Here is a 17,654-nt window from a genome sequence, read left to right as displayed (position 1 = left end):
GAGAGCGCCAGATGACCTACGTCGTGACCGACAACTGCATCGCATGCAAATACACCGACTGTGTCGAGGTTTGCCCGGTGGATTGCTTTTACGAGGGTGAGAACATGCTGGTCATCCACCCCGACGAGTGCATCGACTGCGGCGTTTGCGAACCGGAATGTCCCGCTGACGCCATCCGGCCCGATACCGAACCCGACATGGAGAAATGGGTCGAGTTCAACAGGAAATACTCCGAGATGTGGCCCGTCATCGTCACGAAGAAGGACCAGTTGCCCGGCGCCGACGATCGCGACGGCGAGGAAGGCAAGCTGGAAAAATACTTCTCCGAAGCGCCGGGCGAAGGCGGCTGAAGAGCGCCGCGCCGATTCGCGCCCACAGACGCCACGCGGCACCGGCAGGTTGCGGCAGCACCGTTCCAAGCGGCTGATAAGTTTGGGCTTTCCGGCTTTTTGCTGCCGTGCTCCTTCCGAAAGCCTGAAATTTATGCTATATACCTGTTACAAATGATGAACGCCGCCTGATATCCGCCTGCCCGAATTGGAAACTCGGGGTGGGTATTTTTGCGCCTGCTGTATCGGCTCATTGGATGCTCCCATCCCCTGAGGCGATCTGCATATGCTGAAAATCGACGGCCTGCCTGATGAGGAACGCAGAATGAGCAAATCGAAAAAGTCCGAATTTCGTCCTGACGATTACGTGGTTTATCCCGCGCACGGCGTGGGCCAGATCATGTCGATCGAGAAGCAGGAGATTGCCGGGCTGGAATTGGAATTGTTCGTCATTTCCTTCGAAAAGGACAAGATGACCCTCCGCGTGCCGACGAACAAGGCCGTGGAAGTGGGGATGCGCAGCCTGTCCAGCCCCGATGTCGTGTCCAAGGCCATGAGCACGCTCAAGGGCAAGGCCAAGGTCAAGCGTGCCATGTGGTCCCGGCGCGCGCAGGAATACGAACAGAAGATCAATTCCGGCGACCTGATCGCGATTGCCGAGGTGGTGCGCGACCTGCACCGCGCCGACGACCAGCGCGAACAGAGCTATTCGGAGCGCCAGCTTTACGAGGCCGCGCTGGAGCGTCTGACCCGGGAAGTGGCCGCCGTGAGCGGCGGGGATGAGGTCCAGGCCGCCAAGCAGGTCGACGAGGTTCTGGTGTCCCGCGCCGCCTGACAGTGTTGAAACGAGATTTTGGCACGGGCCGCGCCGCTGGCGCGGCCCGACGCGTTTCAGGCCACGAGCGTGAACAGGACGGCAATCTCGGCCAGCTGCTGGCCGGCGCCGAGGATATCGCCGGTCTGCCCGCCGATCTTGGACCGCGCGACGGCGCCAAGGATGGCGGTAACCGCGACGGCCCAGACCAGCGCCGGAAAGACGCCCGTTCCGCTGAAGAACAGCGCGACAAAAAAACCGACTGCCAGTGCAACCGCCGCGGTTTCGGGCCGAGCGACGCCCACGCCGTGTGACAACCCGTCCTGTCGCGCATGGGGCAGGGCCGCCATCAAGCCGGGCATCGCCGCCCGTGACAGCGCCGCGGCGGACATGATCGCCCCCGCGGCGGCCGCGGGCCCTGCCTCGAACAGCAGCCACAGCGCCGCCCACCTTGCGGTCAGCGACAGGAACAATGCCATGACACCATAGGCCCCTACACGGCTGTCGCGCATGATGTCGAGCCGCTGCTGCCGCGTCCAGCCGCCCCAAAGGCCATCGGCGGTGTCCGCCAGACCGTCCTCGTGCATCGCCCCCGTTGCAACGATCTGCGCGGCCAGCGCCACCAGCGCCGCGAGAGCCGCGGGCAGGCCGAGCGCGTGCGCCACCAGCCCGGCAAGGGCGGATACCGCCCCGATCACCAGGCCGGCCACCGGGTATGCCCATGCGGCACGCGCGCCGCGGGCGGTACCGGTCGCGGGAACGGGCAGGCGCGACAAGAGCATCAGCGCCTGCAGCGTGTCCTGTGGCCTGACGAGGGATTGGTCGTTTTCTGTCGTCATCACGTCATTTTGATGCTGCGCGGGTGATCGCACTGGGGTAGGCGGGGCCCGTCAAAGATGGCGGAGTATCCCATGCCGGCGGACATTACCTCAGCGCATGCCTTTACCCAAGTCCTCGGGGACTTGCCTGAAGAGGACGCGCGCGCGCGCGCCGCGGCGCAGGCGCGCAACGGCCAATTGACCAAGCCGCCCGGCGCGCTCGGCAGGCTGGAGGATCTCGCGCAGTGGTACGCGGCATGGCGGGCCGATCCGCGGCCGGCGCTGCGGTCGCCGCAGGTGATCGTCTTTGCCGGAAATCATGGTGTCACGGCGCAGGGTGTCTCGGCATTCCCGCCAGAGGTCACGGCGCAGATGGTTGCGAATTTCGAGGCCGGCGGCGCGGCGATAAACCAGCTTGCCCGCACCTTCGGCGCGCGGATGGATGTCCATCCCATCTTGCTGGAGCGGCCCACGGCGGATTTCACACGCGGCCCTGCAATGGACACCGACGAATTCGCCGCGTCGCTGCGGACCGGGTGGCAGGCGGTCGATCCCGGTGCCGACCTTCTGGTAGTGGGCGAGATGGGGATCGGCAACACGACCTCCGCGGCGGCGATGGCGCTGGCCCTTTACGGCGGCGCCGCCGAGGACTGGGCCGGGCGCGGCACGGGGCTGACGGATGAGGCGCTGGCGCACAAGGCCGACGTGGTCGCCCGCGCGGTCGCCGCGAACGCGTCCTGCGGCGCCGATGGGCTGGAGGTGCTGCGCTGTCTCGGTGGGCGCGAGATCGTCGCCATGGCCGCGGCGATCGTGCGCGCGCGCACGTTGCGCATCCCGGTGATCCTCGACGGGTTCATTTGCACCGCCGCGGCCGCCTGTCTCGAGGCGGCGCGCAAGGGCGCGCTGGACCATGCCCTTGCCGGCCACGAAAGCGCAGAAGCCGCCCACGGACGGCTGCTGGCATTACTGGGAAAGCCGCCGCTTCTTTCCATGGGCATGCGGCTTGGCGAGGGTTCTGGCGCGGCGCTGGCCATCGGCATTCTGCAAGGGGCGGTCGCGTGCCATTCCGGCATGGCGACCTTTGCCGAGGCCGGCGTCGCCGACGGCTAGGCGCCGTCGGTATCCTTGTCGGGCGTCTTGTCATCCGCCGTCTCCTCGAGCTGGGACAGCAGCATGGTCTGCAGGTCGCGCTCCAGCTCCTTGGCGCGGCGGATATAGGCGGCGTTCTCCGTCGCGGGAATGTCGGGCGTCCACAGCGCCGCCAGTTCGCGCACGGAATTCCGGTCGTGCCGGTAGAAGGTCTTTTCCAGCTCCGCCGCCTCGAACTCTGAAAGCCCCATGTTTTCCAGCGCGTAGCGGCCGGCCCTGAGAGAGCTGTCAAAAAGTTCCCGCACGATGTTGTCCGCCCCGGCCTGGTAAAGGCGAAAGACGTGCGTGCGATCCCGGGCGCGTGCAACGATGTGCAGGTCGGGCCTTTCCTGCCTTGCATAGGCCACCAGGCGCGTGACGGCCTCCGGTTCGTCCAGCGCGACGACCAGGACACGCGCGCGCTGCAGGCCGGCGGCGTGCAGCAGCTCGGGCCGCGTGGGATCGCCGAAGAACCCCTTGATGCCGAAACGCCGCATGCGCTGGATTCGCGACAGGTCGGCGTCAAGCACAACCGTATCGAAGCCGCTGGACCGCACGAGGCGGTTTACGATCTGGCCGAAACGCCCGATCCCGGCGATGATGACGGGCCCCTGCTCGTCGATCTCGTCGGCAACGGGCGTCTCGCCGCTCTCGCTGGTGCGCGACGGCAGCAGGTCGTGCAGGATGAAAAGCAGCGGCGTGATCAGCATCGAGACCGCAACGACCAGCAGCAGTGTCTGCGTCATCTCGGGTGGGATCACGTTCTGCTGGCTGGAAAAGGAGATCAGGACGAAACCGAATTCCCCTGCCTGCGCCAGTGAGAGCGTGAACAGCCAAAGATCGCGGCCCCGCAACGCAAAGCTGCGCCCCAAGCCATAGAGAACCGCCCCCTTGATAAGGATAACTGCAAGCGCAAGGCCGATAATGGTGAAAAACTGGCTAAGCAGGATCGAGAAATTGATACCCGCGCCGACAGTGATGAAGAACAGCCCAAGCAGCAGCCCCTTGAACGGCTCGATGTCACTCTCCAGTTGGTGGCGGAATTCGCTTGATGCCAGCACCACCCCGGCAAGGAACGCGCCGAGCGCGGGCGACAACCCGACGAGGTTCATCAGGAAGGCGATGCTTACCACGATCAGCAGGGCCAGCGCGGTCGACAGCTCGCGCAGTCGCGCGGCCTGGATGAAGCGGAAGACCGGGCGCACGAGGTAGATCCCCGCCAGGATGACGGCGCCCACGGCGGCCAGGGTGACCAGCGTCACGCCCCATCCGGGCAGGCTCTGCACGAAGCTTGCGGCGGCTTCGTGGGCGCTGCCGGGCGCGGCGTCGTCCGTCGCGCCGAGCCGTTCGAGCGTGTCGCTGAGCACCATGTCCGGCGTCTTGGGCTGTGCCAGAAGCGGCAGCAATGCCAGCATGGGGATGACGGCGATATCCTGCGTCAGGAGCACCGCGAAGGCAGACCGGCCGCCGCCGGTGCGCATGAGTCCCTTCTCCGACAGGGTCTGAAGCACGATCGCGGTTGAGGAGAGCGCGAAAACCCCGCCGATGGCCAGCGCCACGTTCCATACCAGCCCGATGGCCATCGTGCCGGCCATTACCAGAAGCGCCGTGATCGCGATCTGCAGCCCACCCAGCCCGACCAGCCGGTGGCGCATGTCCCACAGCGCCCGAGGTTCCAGCTCCAGCCCGATGAGGAACAGCATCATGACCACGCCGAACTCTGCGAAATGCTGCAATTCCTCTGCGTCGTGACCGCCGATGAGGCCCAGAACCGGCCCGATCACGATACCGGCCGCCAGGTATCCCAGCACCGAGCCCAGCCCCAGCCTAGCCGCCAGCGGCACCGCGATGACCGCGGCGGCTAGAAACAGCGTGGCCTGGAACAGGAAGCCTTCCATCATGCGATCCAGCGTGAGGGCATTGCCGTCATATCGGCAACGGCGCGTCGGGTTTGCACTGGTCCATGACGATCTGGCTGTGAACCCGCGCGACGGCAGCATGCGGCAGCAGCACCTCATGGACAAGCCGGTTGAGGGCGGTGAGGTCGTCACAATAGACCCGGAGGAGATAATCCGCCTGACCCGTGAGCGTCCACGCGCTGACGACTTCCGGCCGCGTCTCCAGCAGGCGTGTCAGTGACCGGGCCGGCTCGGGCGCGTGGCTGGCCATCTCGATTTGCACGAAGGCCTGGATGCCCAGCCCGAGCCGCGCCGCGTCCAGCCGCGCTGTATATCCCCTGATCACCCCCCGTTGTTCAAGCCGCTGACGGCGGCGCGCCGCCTGGCTTGGCGAAAGACCAAGCAACGCGCCGAGATCCTGCGCGGTCAACTGCGAATCCTGCTGCAGCGCGGCCAGCAGGCGGGTATCGGTTTCATCCAGCATCGTGCGACTATCGTGCGGCATCATGGGCAAATTTACAAAATCCTCGCATCAAAGCGCTTGAATTGGCCAAACTTCGCGCAATCCCCGCCTGGCATGCGCGATAAGGTGAGGTGTCTGACAAGATGCGCGAGGATAACATTCCGTGGGACCATTTCCGCATGACCGTCCGCAATCCGAGATCACCGACGAAAACCCGGCCGGCACTGACGGTTTCGAGTTCGTCGAATTCGCCCACCCGGACCCGCAGAAGCTGCGCGAACTCTTCTCGGCGATGGGATACCGCAAGGTCGCCCGGCACGCGCACCGCGATATCGAGTTGTGGCAGCAGGGCGATATCACCTATGTCGTCACCGCCGACACCGACAGCTTTGCCGCCCGCTTCGTCGAGGCGCACGGGCCATGCGCCCCGTCCATGGGATGGCGCGTGGTCGATGCGGCGAAAGCCTTCGATCACGCGGTGGCCAGGGGCGCGGTGCCGTACGAGGGTGGGGGCCGGGTGCTTGATGTGCCGGCCATCCATGGCATCGGCGGCAGCCTGATCTACTTCATCGACAAGTATCACGACACCTCCCCCTACAACGAGGAATACCATTGGCTTGAACCCTCCAAGCCCCGTGGTGTCGGCTTCCATTACCTCGACCATCTCACCCACAACGTGTTCAAGGGCAACATGGACAGGTGGTTCCGGTTTTACGGCGATCTGTTCAATTTCCGCGAGATCCGTTTCTTCGACATAGAGGGACAGTATACCGGGCTTTACAGCCGCGCACTGACCTCGCCCTGCGGGCGCATCCGCATCCCCATCAACGAGGACCGGGGCGAGACGGGGCAGATCGTGTCTTACCTCAAGAAGTACAACGGCGAAGGCATACAGCACATCGCCGTGGGCACCGAGGATATCTATGGCGCAACCGACGCCATCGCCGAAAACGGCATCCGCTTCATGCCGGCCCCGCCCGACGGGTATTACGAGATGAGCTTCGACCGCGTGAAGGGCCACGAGGAACCCGTTGAAAGGATGCGCAGACATGGAATCCTGATCGATGGCGAAGGGGTCGTGGACGGCGGCGAGACCAGGATCCTGCTGCAGATCTTTTCCCGCACCGTGATCGGCCCGATCTTTTTCGAGTTCATCCAGCGCAAGGGAGACGACGGTTTCGGAGAGGGCAATTTCAAGGCGCTCTTCGAGTCGATCGAGCGCGAGCAGATCGACACAGGCGAAATCGCGGCATACGAATAGGTGGCGTCAGCCGTCCGGCATCTTGAGCATGACGGATTTACCGCGCTTGACGTAACGCAGCTGGTTCTCGCCGATCGCGGCGACCCGCCCGCCGTCGAGCCGATCGCCAACCTGCAGCTTGCGGTAGCGCCCGTTGGCCAGCCGCACGAGGGCACGACGGCTTTCCGGCGTGCCGTAGACACCGATCAGGTTGACCTCGCGCAGTGCGATCCGGTTGTCCTCGGTCGCGGCGCGGGCGACCGATACCGAGCTTGGCGTGGCGGCGGCCAGCCGTTGATCGGGGCTTACGGGGTCGGATGCGACGGCGTTGCGGGTGTCCTCGACGATCTCCGAGAATTCTTCGGGCCGGGCACGCGGGACAAGCGAGACAGCGACCGCCTCTTCGGTGGCGTCCGCGAGCATCGCCTCGGTGTCGGCTTCGCTGTCCGTATCGGTGGCGAGGTCCGTTTGGCGTTCGCCCTCCACCGGCGCGGCCGGATCCGCCAGCCCGGTCAGATCCTCGGGCCGGACCCGGGGGCGCAGCGTCGGTTCCTCCGGGGCGGCCGCGGTGGGGTCATCGAGCACGATCGGGGCGGCGCGCGGCGGCGTCGGCGGCGGCTCGATCGGGGGGCTTCCGGCATAGACCATCACGCCGTCGGGTGTCTCCGTGCCTTCCGGGGTGGCGGCGATGAAGCCGCGCTCGTCAAGTTCGAAGCGTGTCAGCGGGGGCGGGGGGTTGCCCGGGCGCGGCGGGTGCGCGGCATAGCGCAAGTTCTCGGGCGCCGGCAATTCCGCCTTGTCCTCCAACTGCACCTCGGGGTCGGGAGAGGTCTTGTAGACTTCTCGCAATGTCGTCGTTCCCGGTGCGGTGGAGGGGGGGGGCGCCATCTGCCAGATCCCGGTGGCGGCATAACGCCGGCGGGCCTCGTCGGGTGTGAGTTCCTCGGGAATGATCTCCGGCGCGACGCCGCCGGTCCCGGCCCCGTCGTCCCGGGGGGGGTCGGGTGACTGCGCCCCGTCCTCGTTCAGCGCCGCCGTCGTGGCGTCCTCCGCGGTTCCGTCCGTTTGCGGTTGCACGGCCCCGGTCGAGCCGTCCGCCGTGGCGGGGTCGCTTGCCGCCCCGCCATCGCCCGGCGTGTCGCGTTGCGCGGCGCCGGTGCCGGCGGTTTCGTCCTCGGGCGCGGGGTCCGGCGCAGGCTTTGCGTCCTCGACGACCCTGACATCGTCAGACGGCCCGAAAACGCGCGAAAGCCCCCCTTCGAGGAACAGCGCGGCCCATGCCGCCACGGCCACGAGGATCAACAGCAGGATCGCCGTCAGGATCAGCGCCACGTAGCGCGGCCTGTCCGGCTCCTCGGAGGCTGCACGCCGGGCCCCGAAGATCGTCAGGCGTTCCTTCTCGTCGCGGGCCATGTCGGCGGTCAGCGGCATCGGCGCCGCGGCCATCTCGGTGCCCGGTCGGACCGGAGACGGATCGCTGCGCGCGGGCCGTTTCGTTGCTGCCGGGGCAGGGGGCGCCTTGCGTGCCATGCGCCTGAACAAGGCGCCCAGCTTGCCGGCTGGTCCTGCCGGGGCTTTGCGCACCGTGTCAGGGCCGGGCGACTGGATGGCCGGTGCGGGTTCCGCCGGTGCGGGTGGCACGCTTGCCGCCGCCTTCGCCTTGGGTTTCCGAGCCCGTTCTTCCCCGGGCAAGCTGCCCGACGCGATCCCGCTTATGGCGGGCTTCTTGGGCGGTGTGCCCGGCTCGTCAGCGGCCACCGGCGGTGGGCTGAAGCGTGCCTTCGGCAGTTCCGGTCGGCGCGCGTCGTCCTCCTTGCCGCCGGCGGGGCGTATCGACGTAAAGGAAACCGCCTTTTCCGTTTCGGGCGGCGACTGCGGCGCGGTGTGCGGTTTCTCTTTCTCGGGCGTGTCCTTGGTGCGGGCCTTCGGGGCCGTATTCGCCGCGGCCTTGCCACCCGGGGCAGGATCGGCTGGCCCCGCCTTGGCCCCGCCGCGCCCTTTCTGTTGCTTGTTCTTGCCTTTCTGGCCGCGCTTGGGGGCGCCTTTCTGGCCCTTGGCCTCGGGCGCTTCCGCCGCGGCCGTCGCTTCGGCCGGCGGCTCCGGGGCGGAAGCGCCTTCCTCCATGGAACGGCCGTCTTCTTCCGCCTGTGGCGCGGGCGGCGGCGTCTCGACCGGCTCCGGAGCCTCCTCTTCGGTCACCGTCTCGGGTTCCGGCAGTTGCGCGGCCCCGACGATCCGGATCACCTCGTCTTCGCGGGCGATCGTCTCGTCGGGGCCCAAGACCCGGCCGGCATGCTTGGTTTCGCCGAAATAGGGCTCACCGGCAAAGACGTCCTCTCCGGGCATCGCGACGAAGCACATGGGGTTGAAATCGTGCTCCAGCGCGAAATCCTCGGCTTCGGCCAGCGTTTCGCGCGCCACCGCGGCGACATGGACATGGCCGCCACGCATGGACCAGTCGTAAGAAAGCTCTGCGAGCGTGTAAGGCGTCGCGCCGTCGAGGGCGCTGCGCACCTCGCGTTCGATCTGGTCGCCGTCCGTCGCCTCCGTGTCGAAGCCAAGATACTTGATCTGCTCGTCGGGGATCACGAGCTTGCTGCGCAGCCCGGTGGGATCGAGCGCCCGCGCCTTGCCGGCCAGTTCGGCGAGATCGCCAGAGAGAGTCGCGCTGTCGAGCCGGACCTCGCCCACAAGGTGCCAGCCCGCATGGGTCCGGTGGAGGAGGCTGATCCCTTCGAAGGAAAGCATCAGCGCAAAATTCGGTCTCATAGGCAATGCGTTAGCACCCGGAGTTCAACTCGGCAGACGGCCTCTTCAGCTTGGAGTCTATAGCAGCTTCATCGCAAGGAAAAGGCAGACCCGGCCCCATCATCTTGTGGCCGGGGCTCGGGCCTGCGCTCCATGTCACCCCCGGGCTTTCGCCAGCGCCTGGTCGAGGTCGGCAATGATGTCGTCGGCATCCTCGATCCCGATGGAGATTCGCACCACGTTTGGCGCGGCGCCGGCGGCTTCCTGCTGCTCGGGTGTCAACTGGCGGTGCGTGGTCGAGGCCGAGTGGATGACCAGCGACCGCGTGTCGCCGAGGTTGGCCACGTGGCTGAAAAGTTCGAGGCTGTCCACGAACTTCACGCAGGCCTCGTATCCCCCCTTGAGGGCCACGGTGAACAGCCCGCCCGCGCCTTTGGGGCAGATCTTGGCCACGCGGTCGTAATAGGGCGAGGATTTCAGCCCGGCATAGGTGACATGGTCCACCGCGTCGTGGTTTTCCAGCCAGCCGGCAACCCGCTCGGCATTCTCGCAGTGCCGCTGCATCCGCAGGCTGAGGGTCTCTATCCCCATCAGCGTATAATGCGCCGCCTGTGGGTTGAGCGTCATGCCGAGATCGCGCAGGCCGACGGCGATGCCGTGGAACGTAAAGGCAAGCGGCCCGAAGGTCTCGTGGAACTTGAGGCCGTGATAGGCAGGCTCGGGTTCGGACAGGGAGGGGAACTTGCCGCTGGCCGACCAGTCGAACTTGCCCGAATCCACCACGCAGCCCCCCGTGACCGTGCCGTTGCCGGTGAGGAACTTGGTCATGGAATGCACAACCAGCGTTGCCCCGTGCTCGATCGGGCGGCAGAGATACGGCGTGGCCGACGTGTTGTCGACGATCAGCGGCAGGCCGGCCGCGTCAGCGAGTTTCGCGACCGCGTCCAGATCCGCGATGTGCCCGCCGGGGTTGGCAATCGACTCGCAGAATATGGCGCGGGTGTTGTCGTCGATGGCGCCGCGGATCGCCTCTGCATCGTCGATGTCAACGAACTTCGCCTCCCAGCCGAAACGCTTGATCGTTTGGGAAAACTGCGTGACGGACCCCCCGTAGAGGCGGGTCGACACCACGACGTTGCAGCCCGGCGCCATCAGTGGGAAGAGCGCCATGATCTGGGCGGCGTGGCCGGATGAGCAGCAGACGGCGCCCGCGCCGCCCTCCAGCGTGGCCATGCGCTCCTGCAGGGCGGCCACGGTCGGGTTGGTGAGGCGCGAGTAGATGTATCCCACTTCCTGAAGGTTGAAGAGCGCCGCCGCGTGCTCGGCATCGCGGAACACGTATGCGGTCGTTTGATAGATCGGCGTCTGCCGCGCGCCGGTGGCCGGATCGGGCCGCGCCCCCGCGTGGATTTGCAAAGTGTCGAAGCCGTAGGCCATTTGTCCCCTCCATTGGATATCCGTCCAAGGGGTAGGTCAAGATGCCGGTTTCGACAACAACGTTGTTGCCGGGCCTATTCCGTGGTCAGGTCCGCGCCGGGCGGCGGTTTGCGGAACGCGTCGATATCCGCCCGCGCCTGACCGCGTGCGGCGCGCACCTCGCGGGCGCAGGGCAGCTCGGCACAGGGGACATCGCGGCCGTTCACCCGCACGGTGCGCATCGGCGCGCGGGCCGCGCCGAGTATCGGGGCGGTCGGGCGGGTTTCGGTAACGGTGTGGAAGCCTCCGTCCACGCGCACCTCGAACTGGCGGACGTCCGCCTGCCCGGGGCTGCAGCCGGCGGCCAGGCCGGCGGCGAGGGCGGAAAGGATGAGCGACTTGATCGGGGACATGCCGACCTCCATGGGGGCCGCTGCGCAAGGCGGGTTCCCAGAATACGACAAACCGGGACGTTTGTAAAAATGCCGGGCCGCGGTGCCGGGCGTCAGCGCATCCAGTATCCGTTGCGCTTGATCTTGTTGCGGATGGCCTGTTCCTTGCGCGGGAGGTTGTCGCGGTCGAACAGGGCGCGCACCTTGCGCCCCCGCCCGTGATAGATCATGAAGCGGGCCGGGTCGTGCTTCTTGAGCACCTTCTTGACGTGGTTGGGGGCGCTCACCTCTTCCAGCACCTGCACGGCCCGGTCGGATTCGCGGGCATAGAGCAGTGGCAGCAGGCGGTAATGGCAACTGACCTCGCCATCGAGCAGGCCCTGCGGCAACACGTTGCGCCCGCCGCCAAGGGAATGGATCACCAGCGGAAGCGCCACTTGGTCGAGCCACGGGTCGAGTGACTGGCAGACCAGCGCCGGTGGCGGATCGTCGCGGATGCTGAGCGCGTAATCGAGGAAGCGCTGGCCGAACAGGCGTGGGCATTGGTAGAAGAAAAAACCCGCGTTGAAATAGAGGTATCGCCGCCAGAATTCATCCGGCCAGGACGTGTCGAGCGAGCTTTCGAAATCCAGCCCGAACCTGTCATACAACGATTTCCAGATGGCGGTATAGCCGGGGCCGTAAAGCTCGATCTGTGGCCACGTCCCTTCCCTGCGTAGGGAGGCCGTCGGCCGACTGAAGTCGAAGGGAACGCGCGACAGGTTGTCGAGGATCAGCGTATCCGTGTCGAAAAAGACGAAGGGTTCGCCTTCGGGGAGCGCGAAGAGCGCCTCTATCTTGTTCCCGTACGGGTACGCTTCGCCGAAATGCCGGCTTTCGAAGGGGACGATCGTGGCGCCCAGCCGTTCCAGCAGAGCGCGCGTGTCGCCGCCGCGCATCGCCGGGTTGGCAGTCCAGAGCGGCCCGGGCTGCGGCTCGGCCACGAAAAGACGGCCTGCAAATTCCGGCGCATGCGCCTGCAGCGAGGCGGCGAACAGGATCGCCTCGTACTGCAGCCGTCCACCCTGGCCGACGACCATGATGTTAAAGGGTTGGTTTTTCATCGCCTTTTCGGCCATACTCGAACCCGTACGCCTGCCTGCTCCGGCGCAGTATAATGACCGATGGCGCGGGGCAGAAGGGATGAGTTGCCACGTCCCCGGCTCATGGATCGGAGCGCGCCGCGCATGTCACATGAACGCATGACCGTCCTCTGCCAACCCGTCCCACCGGGCGGGGCCGGCGCGCAGGACAGGCGGCTGACGCCCCCGGTGATCAAGAGTGGGCACAAATCGGCGTTTAGTGCGATTTGGGGGTGTATATTGTCATTTTACCGGAATTGAATCGTGATCATGGTTGGAAATATGAAAGCTGCCATTGTGTTTGGGGCCTCTATACTGGCGTTGAGCCTTGGCGGGTGCGCCAAGATAAAGCAGCCCGTCGCGCCATCGCCACACGTGATCGCCGAACGTCTGGCCAAGCGCGGGGAAAGTCCGGCCACCACGCAGAAATGGCTTGTCACGCGCGGGTTCCAGCAGATCGCCCGAACCGGCTATGGTGGCGTCTGGCCGGAAAAAGGGCCATGCTACCAGACAGTTAAGGGTCTCTTTTACAATCAGCGCACCGTCACGCGGGTCTGCTTCGCCGACGCCAAGCATGCGGTCGTTCTCGTGCGCGAAAGCGACGGCTATTACTGGACCGAGGTCTATCCGAACGATCTTTCTCACAATCTGCACGGTCCAAGCGGGCTTGGTGCCATATCGGATGAAACGGTGGAGTTGTTGACGCGATGATGCAAAGATTCGAGCGGGGCCCACGCGGAGATCGCCGCGCAGGCGGGAACGGGGGGCGTGCATGGTAGCGCTCGCGCGGCTCGTGGTTGTCGGTTTCGTCGTATTGACGGTGATCTATCTTTCGCTGTCGCTGTATTCGCGTTCCGTCCGGCGCGACAAGCTGAAGCGCTGGTGGGAAGAGGAAGGCCGGCCCGGCGATCTCGACACGTATATCGATGAGGGCATGCGGGATTACGAGCACTCGCTGCGCCGCAAGTTGATCTGGGGGGTATACGTCGTGCCGGTGTCGGCCGTGGCACTGATCATATACTTCATCAATTTCCACTGACAGATCAGTGGACTGGGAGGATTTTCTGAAGTGATTGAGTGGTGGGCGACCTAGGAATCGAACCTAGCATGCGTCTCCGCGAGGGAGTTACAGTCCCCTGCCACACCTTGCGGCCTGTCGCCCACGACCCGCCGGGTCGCGCCCGTGACGGTAGCGGCGTATTTAGAAGCGCGGATTTTGCGCGTCAACCGGAAATTGGCTTGCGACCGCGCTGATCGGCCCGCATTGTCCCCGCCGGAACAAGGAAGGGTGCGATGGCGGCGAAAAAACCCCGTTGGGTGGTGGAAAAGGAACAGGCCAAGCGGGCGGCCGCGGCCGAGACGGTCTGGCTGTTCGGCCTGCACGCGGTCCGGGAGGCGCTTGCCAACCCCGCGCGCGTCAAGCTGCGGCTGATCCTGACCACCAATGCCCGGAAGCGTCTGGGCGAGGCGGAGCTGGACGCGGCGGGGGTGATCCCCGAAATGGCGGATGCCCGCAAGTTCCCTGCACCGATCGATCCGCAATCTGTCCACCAGGGGGCCGCGCTGGAAGTCAGGCCGCTGGACTGGGGCAGCCTGACCGATCTGGCGATGGGCGAGGGCAGGCACCCGCCGCGCATCGTCATGCTGGACAGGGTGACCGACCCGCACAACGTGGGCGCGATACTGCGCTCGGCCGAGGTGTTCGGAGCGCGCGCAGTGGTGGCGCCGCGCCACCATTCGGCACCGGAGACCGGCGCGCTGGCCAAGGCCGCCAGCGGCGCCCTGGAGCGGCAGCCATATCTCAGGGTGCGCAACCTGGCCGACGCGATCGGTACGTTGCAAGAGCTGGGGTATCTCGTGCTGGGGCTTGACGGGGCGGCCCGGGTCACCCTCGAAACCGCGCTTGACGAGGGCGGCGGGCGGCCGGTCGCGCTGGCGCTCGGGGCCGAGGGGGCCGGCCTGAGGGAAAAGACCCGCAGCCGGGCCGACCATCTCGTGCGGATCGGCGCCGCGGGCGGGTTCGGGTCGCTGAACGTGTCCAACGCGGCGGCCGTCGCGCTGTACGCGGCGCAGTGCCGCACCGGTCAGGCCTCTTGAAACCGCCCGGCAGGCACATTTATCCGACGACGAAGGGGAGACCTGCACGCCATGCCTGAAGGCCGGAAGATCGCGACATGCTGCTACTGCGGAACCCGCTCCGTGCTGGTGATGGACAGGGCGCGGCACGAGCTGACATGCGCGGCCTGCGGCGCGCCCCTGCACGACATGAAGGCGATCCCAAGACCGGCGCAAGCGAAGCCGGACACGCGCAAGGGGCCTGCCTCCGCGGCGCGGCGGCGCGGCGTGCCGGAATTTCCGCGCGAATACCCGCGGGAAAGACCGGCGGCCTCCGGCAAGGACTGGCGCAAGCGGACGCGCAAATCCGCACCGAAGCGGCGCAAACCCTTCATGCGCCGCGTGTTCGAGGAATTATGGGATGAGATCGAGGATATTTTCGACTGAACACGCCGGTGTTCGCCTGCTGTTCACAGCTATATTACATCCTCTTTTTATCCTCCGCCGCGCCCCTATCTATGATGGTGAAGCATCGATACGGAACACCGGTGCTTCTTTCACTGTCCCTCGTTCCGCGACTGGCGCTCGGGCCTTGCCCGGGCGCTTTTTTTGGACGGTTTTGTTTGGCCCGACGCATGTCCATGGTGTAAGTGCGTCCCAGAAACCGGAGCGACCATGAGCGAAACCTATTCCGACAGCCATTTGCGTGACATCCTCAACCGCACGCGCCGCATTGCCGTGGTGGGCGTGTCCCTCAATGAGGTCCGCCCCAGCTTCTACGTCGCGCGGTACCTTTCGCTCAAGAAATTCGACGTTGTCCCGGTCAATCCCGTCCATGCCGGCAAGACCGCTTTCGGGGAAACGGTGCGGGCATCGCTTGGCGACATCGAGGGGGGCGTCGACATGGTCGATATCTTCCGGCGCCCCGAGCACGTCCCCGCGATAGTGGACGAGGCGCTCGAAACCTTTCCGGATCTGCAGACGATATGGATGCAGATCGGTGTGGAACACCCCGAAGCCGCGGCCAAGGCGCGGGCGCGGGGCGTGGATGTCGTGATGAACCGCTGCCCCAAGATCGAGTATCAGCGCCTATTCGGCGAGTTGCGCATGGGGGGCTTCAACACGGGCGTCATCTCTTCCAAGCTCTGACGCGATCAGGTCTTGCGCGCGGCCTTTTCCTCGAGACCCGACTGCCCTTGCCGGCGGTCCAGTTCCCGCATTACGTCGGCAATGGAGACGCCGCGCACATGCAGCATCACCAACAGGTGAAAGAGGACGTCGGCCGCCTCGGCGGTTAGACGTTCCCGGTCGTCGCGAACAGCTTCTATGACGGCCTCGACCGCCTCTTCGCCGAATTTCTCGGCGACCTTTTCGGGCCCCTTGGCAACGAGCTTGGCGGTCCAGCTTTCCTCGGGCGGGGCGTCCGCGCGCGCGGCGATGATCCGCTCCAGTTCGTCCAGCGTCATGATCCAAGCCTCATCGGAATACCGGCCGCGGCCATGTGCGCCTTGGCCTCCGCGATGGTGAACTCTCCGAAATGAAAGATCGAGGCGGCGAGGACGGCGGAGGCGCCACCCCTGGTGACCCCTTCGACGAGGTGGTCGAGTGTTCCCACACCGCCCGATGCGATGACCGGGATCGACACGCTGTCAGATATCGCCCGCGTCAGCGCGATGTTGAACCCCTCGCGCGTGCCGTCGCGGTCCATGGAGGTGAGCAGGATTTCACCCGCGCCTTGTGCCTCGACCTGTTTTGCGAAAGCCACCGCGTCGACGCCGGTGGGCCTGCGTCCGCCATGCGTGAAGATTTCCCACCTGCCGGGCGCGACGGTCTTGGCATCGATCGCAACGACGATGCACTGGCTGCCGAACCGGTCAGCGGCCTCGCGCACCACCTCCGGCCGGGCCACGGCGGCCGAGTTGAAGCTGACCTTGTCGGCCCCTGAATTCAGCAGCGCGCGCACGTCCTCTGCCGTGCGTACGCCGCCACCGACCGTGAGCGGGATATAGCACTGCTCTGCCGTCCGGGTGACAACGTCCATCATCACGCCGCGGTTCTCATGCGTGGCATGGATGTCGAGAAAACACAGCTCGTCTGCGCCTGCGGCGTCATAGGCCTTGGCCGCGTCCACCGGATCGCCCGCGTCGCGCAGGTTGACGAAATTGACACCCTTGACGACGCGGCCGTCGGCCACGTCGAGACAGGGAATGATGCGGGTCTTGAGCATGGGGCCGCCGTTCGAAAGCTCTTCACGAAGGTGTTTATGGGCAAATCCCCCGACATGCCAGAGGATGGTGGCAAATCGTTCATGTCGGCAGGGGAGGGATGTCATGAAACGCTGGATCTTGGCCGCTTTCATGGGGCTGACGGGGCCGGCGCTCGCTGCGGGCGACATCGTGAAGGTGGCGGCAGAGCGCGACGTGCCCGCCACGATGGATGCGCTGGAAAGGGCTGTGAAAGCGGCTGGTGCCACCGTCTTTGCGCGGATCGATCACGGCGCCGGGGCCGCGTCGGCGGGGGTGGAACTCGCGCCGGCGCAACTGCTGGTTTTCGGCAATCCCCGGCTCGGCAGCCCCGCGATGCAGGATAGCGCGCTTGCGGGCCTTTACCTCCCGCTCAGGGTGCTCGTGCACGAGGATGCGTCCGGGCAGGTCTGGCTTGCCTACGAGGATCCCGCTGGCATGCTGGCCGCGCTGGACGGCATCGAAGGCGATGCAGGCTATATTGAAAGGATGAGGGGGGCGCTGCAGAGATTGACAGAAAGTGCCGCGGGCGGCTGAAACGCGCGGGCGGAGGTCGCGGTTCAGTTGCCCGGCGTGCCTGTCATGTTTACCTGCAACCGGGAAGAGGACACGGCGGAGGAGTTCCCGCGCCAGATCGCCATCGCCCGCGTCAACGGCCGGGTCGCGCGGGGAGCTGTCGACACCCTGGACCTTTCGATCGCGATGCCGTCCGTCATGGCGTCGCAGATGGGTCGGCAGGATCTGTCTGTTCCCGGGCCCCGACGCCCAGATCGTCGCCGGTGCTGGCGGGGGCCATTTCCGCCGCGACCGGCAAGCGGCTGCGCGAGATGCCGTTCGGGCGCTTCGTGACCTTCGCATGAGGAACGACCCGTGCGCCGGCCGGGAGGTGCGCGGGCAAGGCGCCGCCGACCATCTCCGCAGCCGATCCGCCGCGCGGGGGTCAGAACCCTTCGAGCCGCGGCAGCGCGGAGGCCGTGCCGCCCGCCGCC

19 protein-coding genes and 1 tRNA gene are annotated in these 17,654 nt (G+C 66.1%); 10 read left to right on the top strand and 10 right to left on the bottom strand.

Translation table 11 applies throughout. From position 1 onward, the window contains the following. Window positions 1-11 precede the first annotated feature (11 nt). Together fdxA and ACH13J_RS10375 are read left to right on the top strand one after the other, a co-directional pair. Window positions 12-350, top strand: a complete 339-nt coding sequence (fdxA, locus tag ACH13J_RS10380; protein ID WP_397543259.1) for a ferredoxin FdxA — start codon at window positions 12-14, stop codon at window positions 348-350. A 304-nt stretch (window positions 351-654) separates the two neighbouring features. Continuing rightward, a complete protein-coding gene (locus tag ACH13J_RS10375) occupies window positions 655-1,164 on the top strand; it encodes a CarD family transcriptional regulator (RefSeq protein WP_397543258.1) in 510 nt (169 codons plus the stop codon). Between the two features lie 56 nt (window positions 1,165-1,220). On the opposite strand, the gene ACH13J_RS10370 is transcribed toward ACH13J_RS10375, so the two are convergent. Then, a complete protein-coding gene (locus ACH13J_RS10370; RefSeq protein ID WP_397543257.1) occupies window positions 1,221-1,982 on the bottom strand; it encodes an adenosylcobinamide-GDP ribazoletransferase in 762 nt (253 codons plus the stop codon). Between the two features lie 72 nt (window positions 1,983-2,054). Between ACH13J_RS10370 and cobT the strand changes: the two genes are divergently transcribed. After that, window positions 2,055-3,071: a nicotinate-nucleotide--dimethylbenzimidazole phosphoribosyltransferase gene (gene cobT / locus ACH13J_RS10365; RefSeq protein ID WP_397543256.1), complete on the top strand. Its 1,017-nt coding sequence runs from the start codon at window positions 2,055-2,057 to the stop codon at window positions 3,069-3,071. On the opposite strand, the gene ACH13J_RS10360 is transcribed toward cobT, so the two are convergent. Next, window positions 3,068-4,987 (bottom strand): monovalent cation:proton antiporter-2 (CPA2) family protein, encoded by a 1,920-nt coding sequence (locus ACH13J_RS10360; protein WP_397543316.1) that lies wholly within the window; start codon window positions 4,985-4,987, stop codon window positions 3,068-3,070. The genes cobT and ACH13J_RS10360 overlap by 4 nt on opposite strands. A 28-nt stretch (window positions 4,988-5,015) precedes the next feature. Next, a complete protein-coding gene (locus ACH13J_RS10355; protein WP_397543255.1) occupies window positions 5,016-5,471 on the bottom strand; it encodes an Lrp/AsnC ligand binding domain-containing protein in 456 nt (151 codons plus the stop codon). Between the two features lie 142 nt (window positions 5,472-5,613). Here ACH13J_RS10355 and hppD point away from each other — a divergent pair, with 142 nt between their 5' ends. Then, window positions 5,614-6,711, top strand: a complete 1,098-nt coding sequence (gene hppD / locus ACH13J_RS10350) for a 4-hydroxyphenylpyruvate dioxygenase (RefSeq protein ID WP_397543254.1) — start codon at window positions 5,614-5,616, stop codon at window positions 6,709-6,711. Between the two features lie 6 nt (window positions 6,712-6,717). On the opposite strand, the gene ACH13J_RS10345 is transcribed toward hppD, so the two are convergent. The 4 genes from ACH13J_RS10345 to ACH13J_RS10330 form a co-directional block, all read right to left on the bottom strand. Next, the gene (locus tag ACH13J_RS10345) at window positions 6,718-9,459 is read right to left on the bottom strand and encodes a hypothetical protein (protein WP_397543253.1); all 2,742 of its coding nucleotides are present in this window, start codon (window positions 9,457-9,459) and stop codon (window positions 6,718-6,720) included. Window positions 9,460-9,594: 135 nt separating this feature from the next. Then, entirely contained in the window at window positions 9,595-10,875 is a 1,281-nt protein-coding gene (locus ACH13J_RS10340; RefSeq protein WP_397543252.1) for an aminotransferase class I/II-fold pyridoxal phosphate-dependent enzyme, read from the bottom strand. A 74-nt stretch (window positions 10,876-10,949) separates the two neighbouring features. Beyond that, complete coding sequence (locus ACH13J_RS10335; RefSeq protein WP_397543251.1) at window positions 10,950-11,267, bottom strand: hypothetical protein; 318 nt, start codon at window positions 11,265-11,267, stop codon at window positions 10,950-10,952. Between the two features lie 92 nt (window positions 11,268-11,359). After that, window positions 11,360-12,349, bottom strand: a complete 990-nt coding sequence (locus ACH13J_RS10330; protein WP_397543250.1) for a hypothetical protein — start codon at window positions 12,347-12,349, stop codon at window positions 11,360-11,362. A 300-nt stretch (window positions 12,350-12,649) separates the two neighbouring features. Here ACH13J_RS10330 and ACH13J_RS10325 point away from each other — a divergent pair, with 300 nt between their 5' ends. Together ACH13J_RS10325 and ACH13J_RS10320 are read left to right on the top strand one after the other, a co-directional pair. Continuing rightward, entirely contained in the window at window positions 12,650-13,078 is a 429-nt protein-coding gene (locus ACH13J_RS10325; RefSeq protein WP_397543249.1) for a hypothetical protein, read from the top strand. A 61-nt stretch (window positions 13,079-13,139) separates the two neighbouring features. After that, window positions 13,140-13,406, top strand: a complete 267-nt coding sequence (locus ACH13J_RS10320) for a hypothetical protein (RefSeq protein ID WP_397543248.1) — start codon at window positions 13,140-13,142, stop codon at window positions 13,404-13,406. A 39-nt stretch (window positions 13,407-13,445) separates the two neighbouring features. Here the strand turns inward: ACH13J_RS10320 and ACH13J_RS10315 are convergent. Then, window positions 13,446-13,529: transfer RNA gene (locus ACH13J_RS10315), tRNA-Tyr, on the bottom strand. Window positions 13,530-13,660: 131 nt separating this feature from the next. Between ACH13J_RS10315 and rlmB the strand changes: the two genes are divergently transcribed. The 3 genes from rlmB to ACH13J_RS10300 all read left to right on the top strand — a co-directional run bounded on the left by rlmB (window position 13,661) and on the right by ACH13J_RS10300 (window position 15,571). After that, a complete protein-coding gene (gene rlmB, locus ACH13J_RS10310; protein ID WP_397543247.1) occupies window positions 13,661-14,464 on the top strand; it encodes a 23S rRNA (guanosine(2251)-2'-O)-methyltransferase RlmB in 804 nt (267 codons plus the stop codon). A 51-nt stretch (window positions 14,465-14,515) separates the two neighbouring features. Beyond that, the gene (locus ACH13J_RS10305; protein ID WP_397543246.1) at window positions 14,516-14,869 is read left to right on the top strand and encodes a hypothetical protein; all 354 of its coding nucleotides are present in this window, start codon (window positions 14,516-14,518) and stop codon (window positions 14,867-14,869) included. 228 nt (window positions 14,870-15,097) lie between these two features. Continuing rightward, window positions 15,098-15,571 carry a CoA-binding protein gene (locus ACH13J_RS10300; protein WP_397543245.1) on the top strand — a complete coding sequence of 158 codons (474 nt, stop codon included), beginning with the start codon at window positions 15,098-15,100 and terminating at the stop codon, window positions 15,569-15,571. Between the two features lie 5 nt (window positions 15,572-15,576). Here ACH13J_RS10300 and ACH13J_RS10295 read toward each other — a convergent pair whose 3' ends face one another. After that, on the bottom strand, window positions 15,577-15,888 hold the full coding sequence (locus ACH13J_RS10295; RefSeq protein ID WP_397543244.1) for a phosphoribosyl-ATP diphosphatase: 312 nt from the start codon (window positions 15,886-15,888) through the stop codon (window positions 15,577-15,579). Then, window positions 15,885-16,649: an imidazole glycerol phosphate synthase subunit HisF gene (gene hisF / locus ACH13J_RS10290; protein WP_397543243.1), complete on the bottom strand. Its 765-nt coding sequence runs from the start codon at window positions 16,647-16,649 to the stop codon at window positions 15,885-15,887. The genes ACH13J_RS10295 and hisF overlap by 4 nt, the downstream gene beginning before the upstream one ends. Window positions 16,650-16,752: 103 nt before the next feature. Here hisF and ACH13J_RS10285 point away from each other — a divergent pair, with 103 nt between their 5' ends. Then, window positions 16,753-17,202 (top strand): DUF302 domain-containing protein, encoded by a 450-nt coding sequence (locus ACH13J_RS10285; RefSeq protein ID WP_397543242.1) that lies wholly within the window; start codon window positions 16,753-16,755, stop codon window positions 17,200-17,202. The last annotated feature ends 452 nt before the right edge of the window (window positions 17,203-17,654 follow it).

The organism is Roseovarius salis, from assembly GCF_044472985.1.
Classification (GTDB): Bacteria; Pseudomonadota; Alphaproteobacteria; order Rhodobacterales; family Rhodobacteraceae; genus Roseovarius; species Roseovarius salis.
The sequence above is the reverse complement of the archived record's forward strand: the minus strand, read 5'-3'. Positions and strand labels throughout refer to the sequence as shown.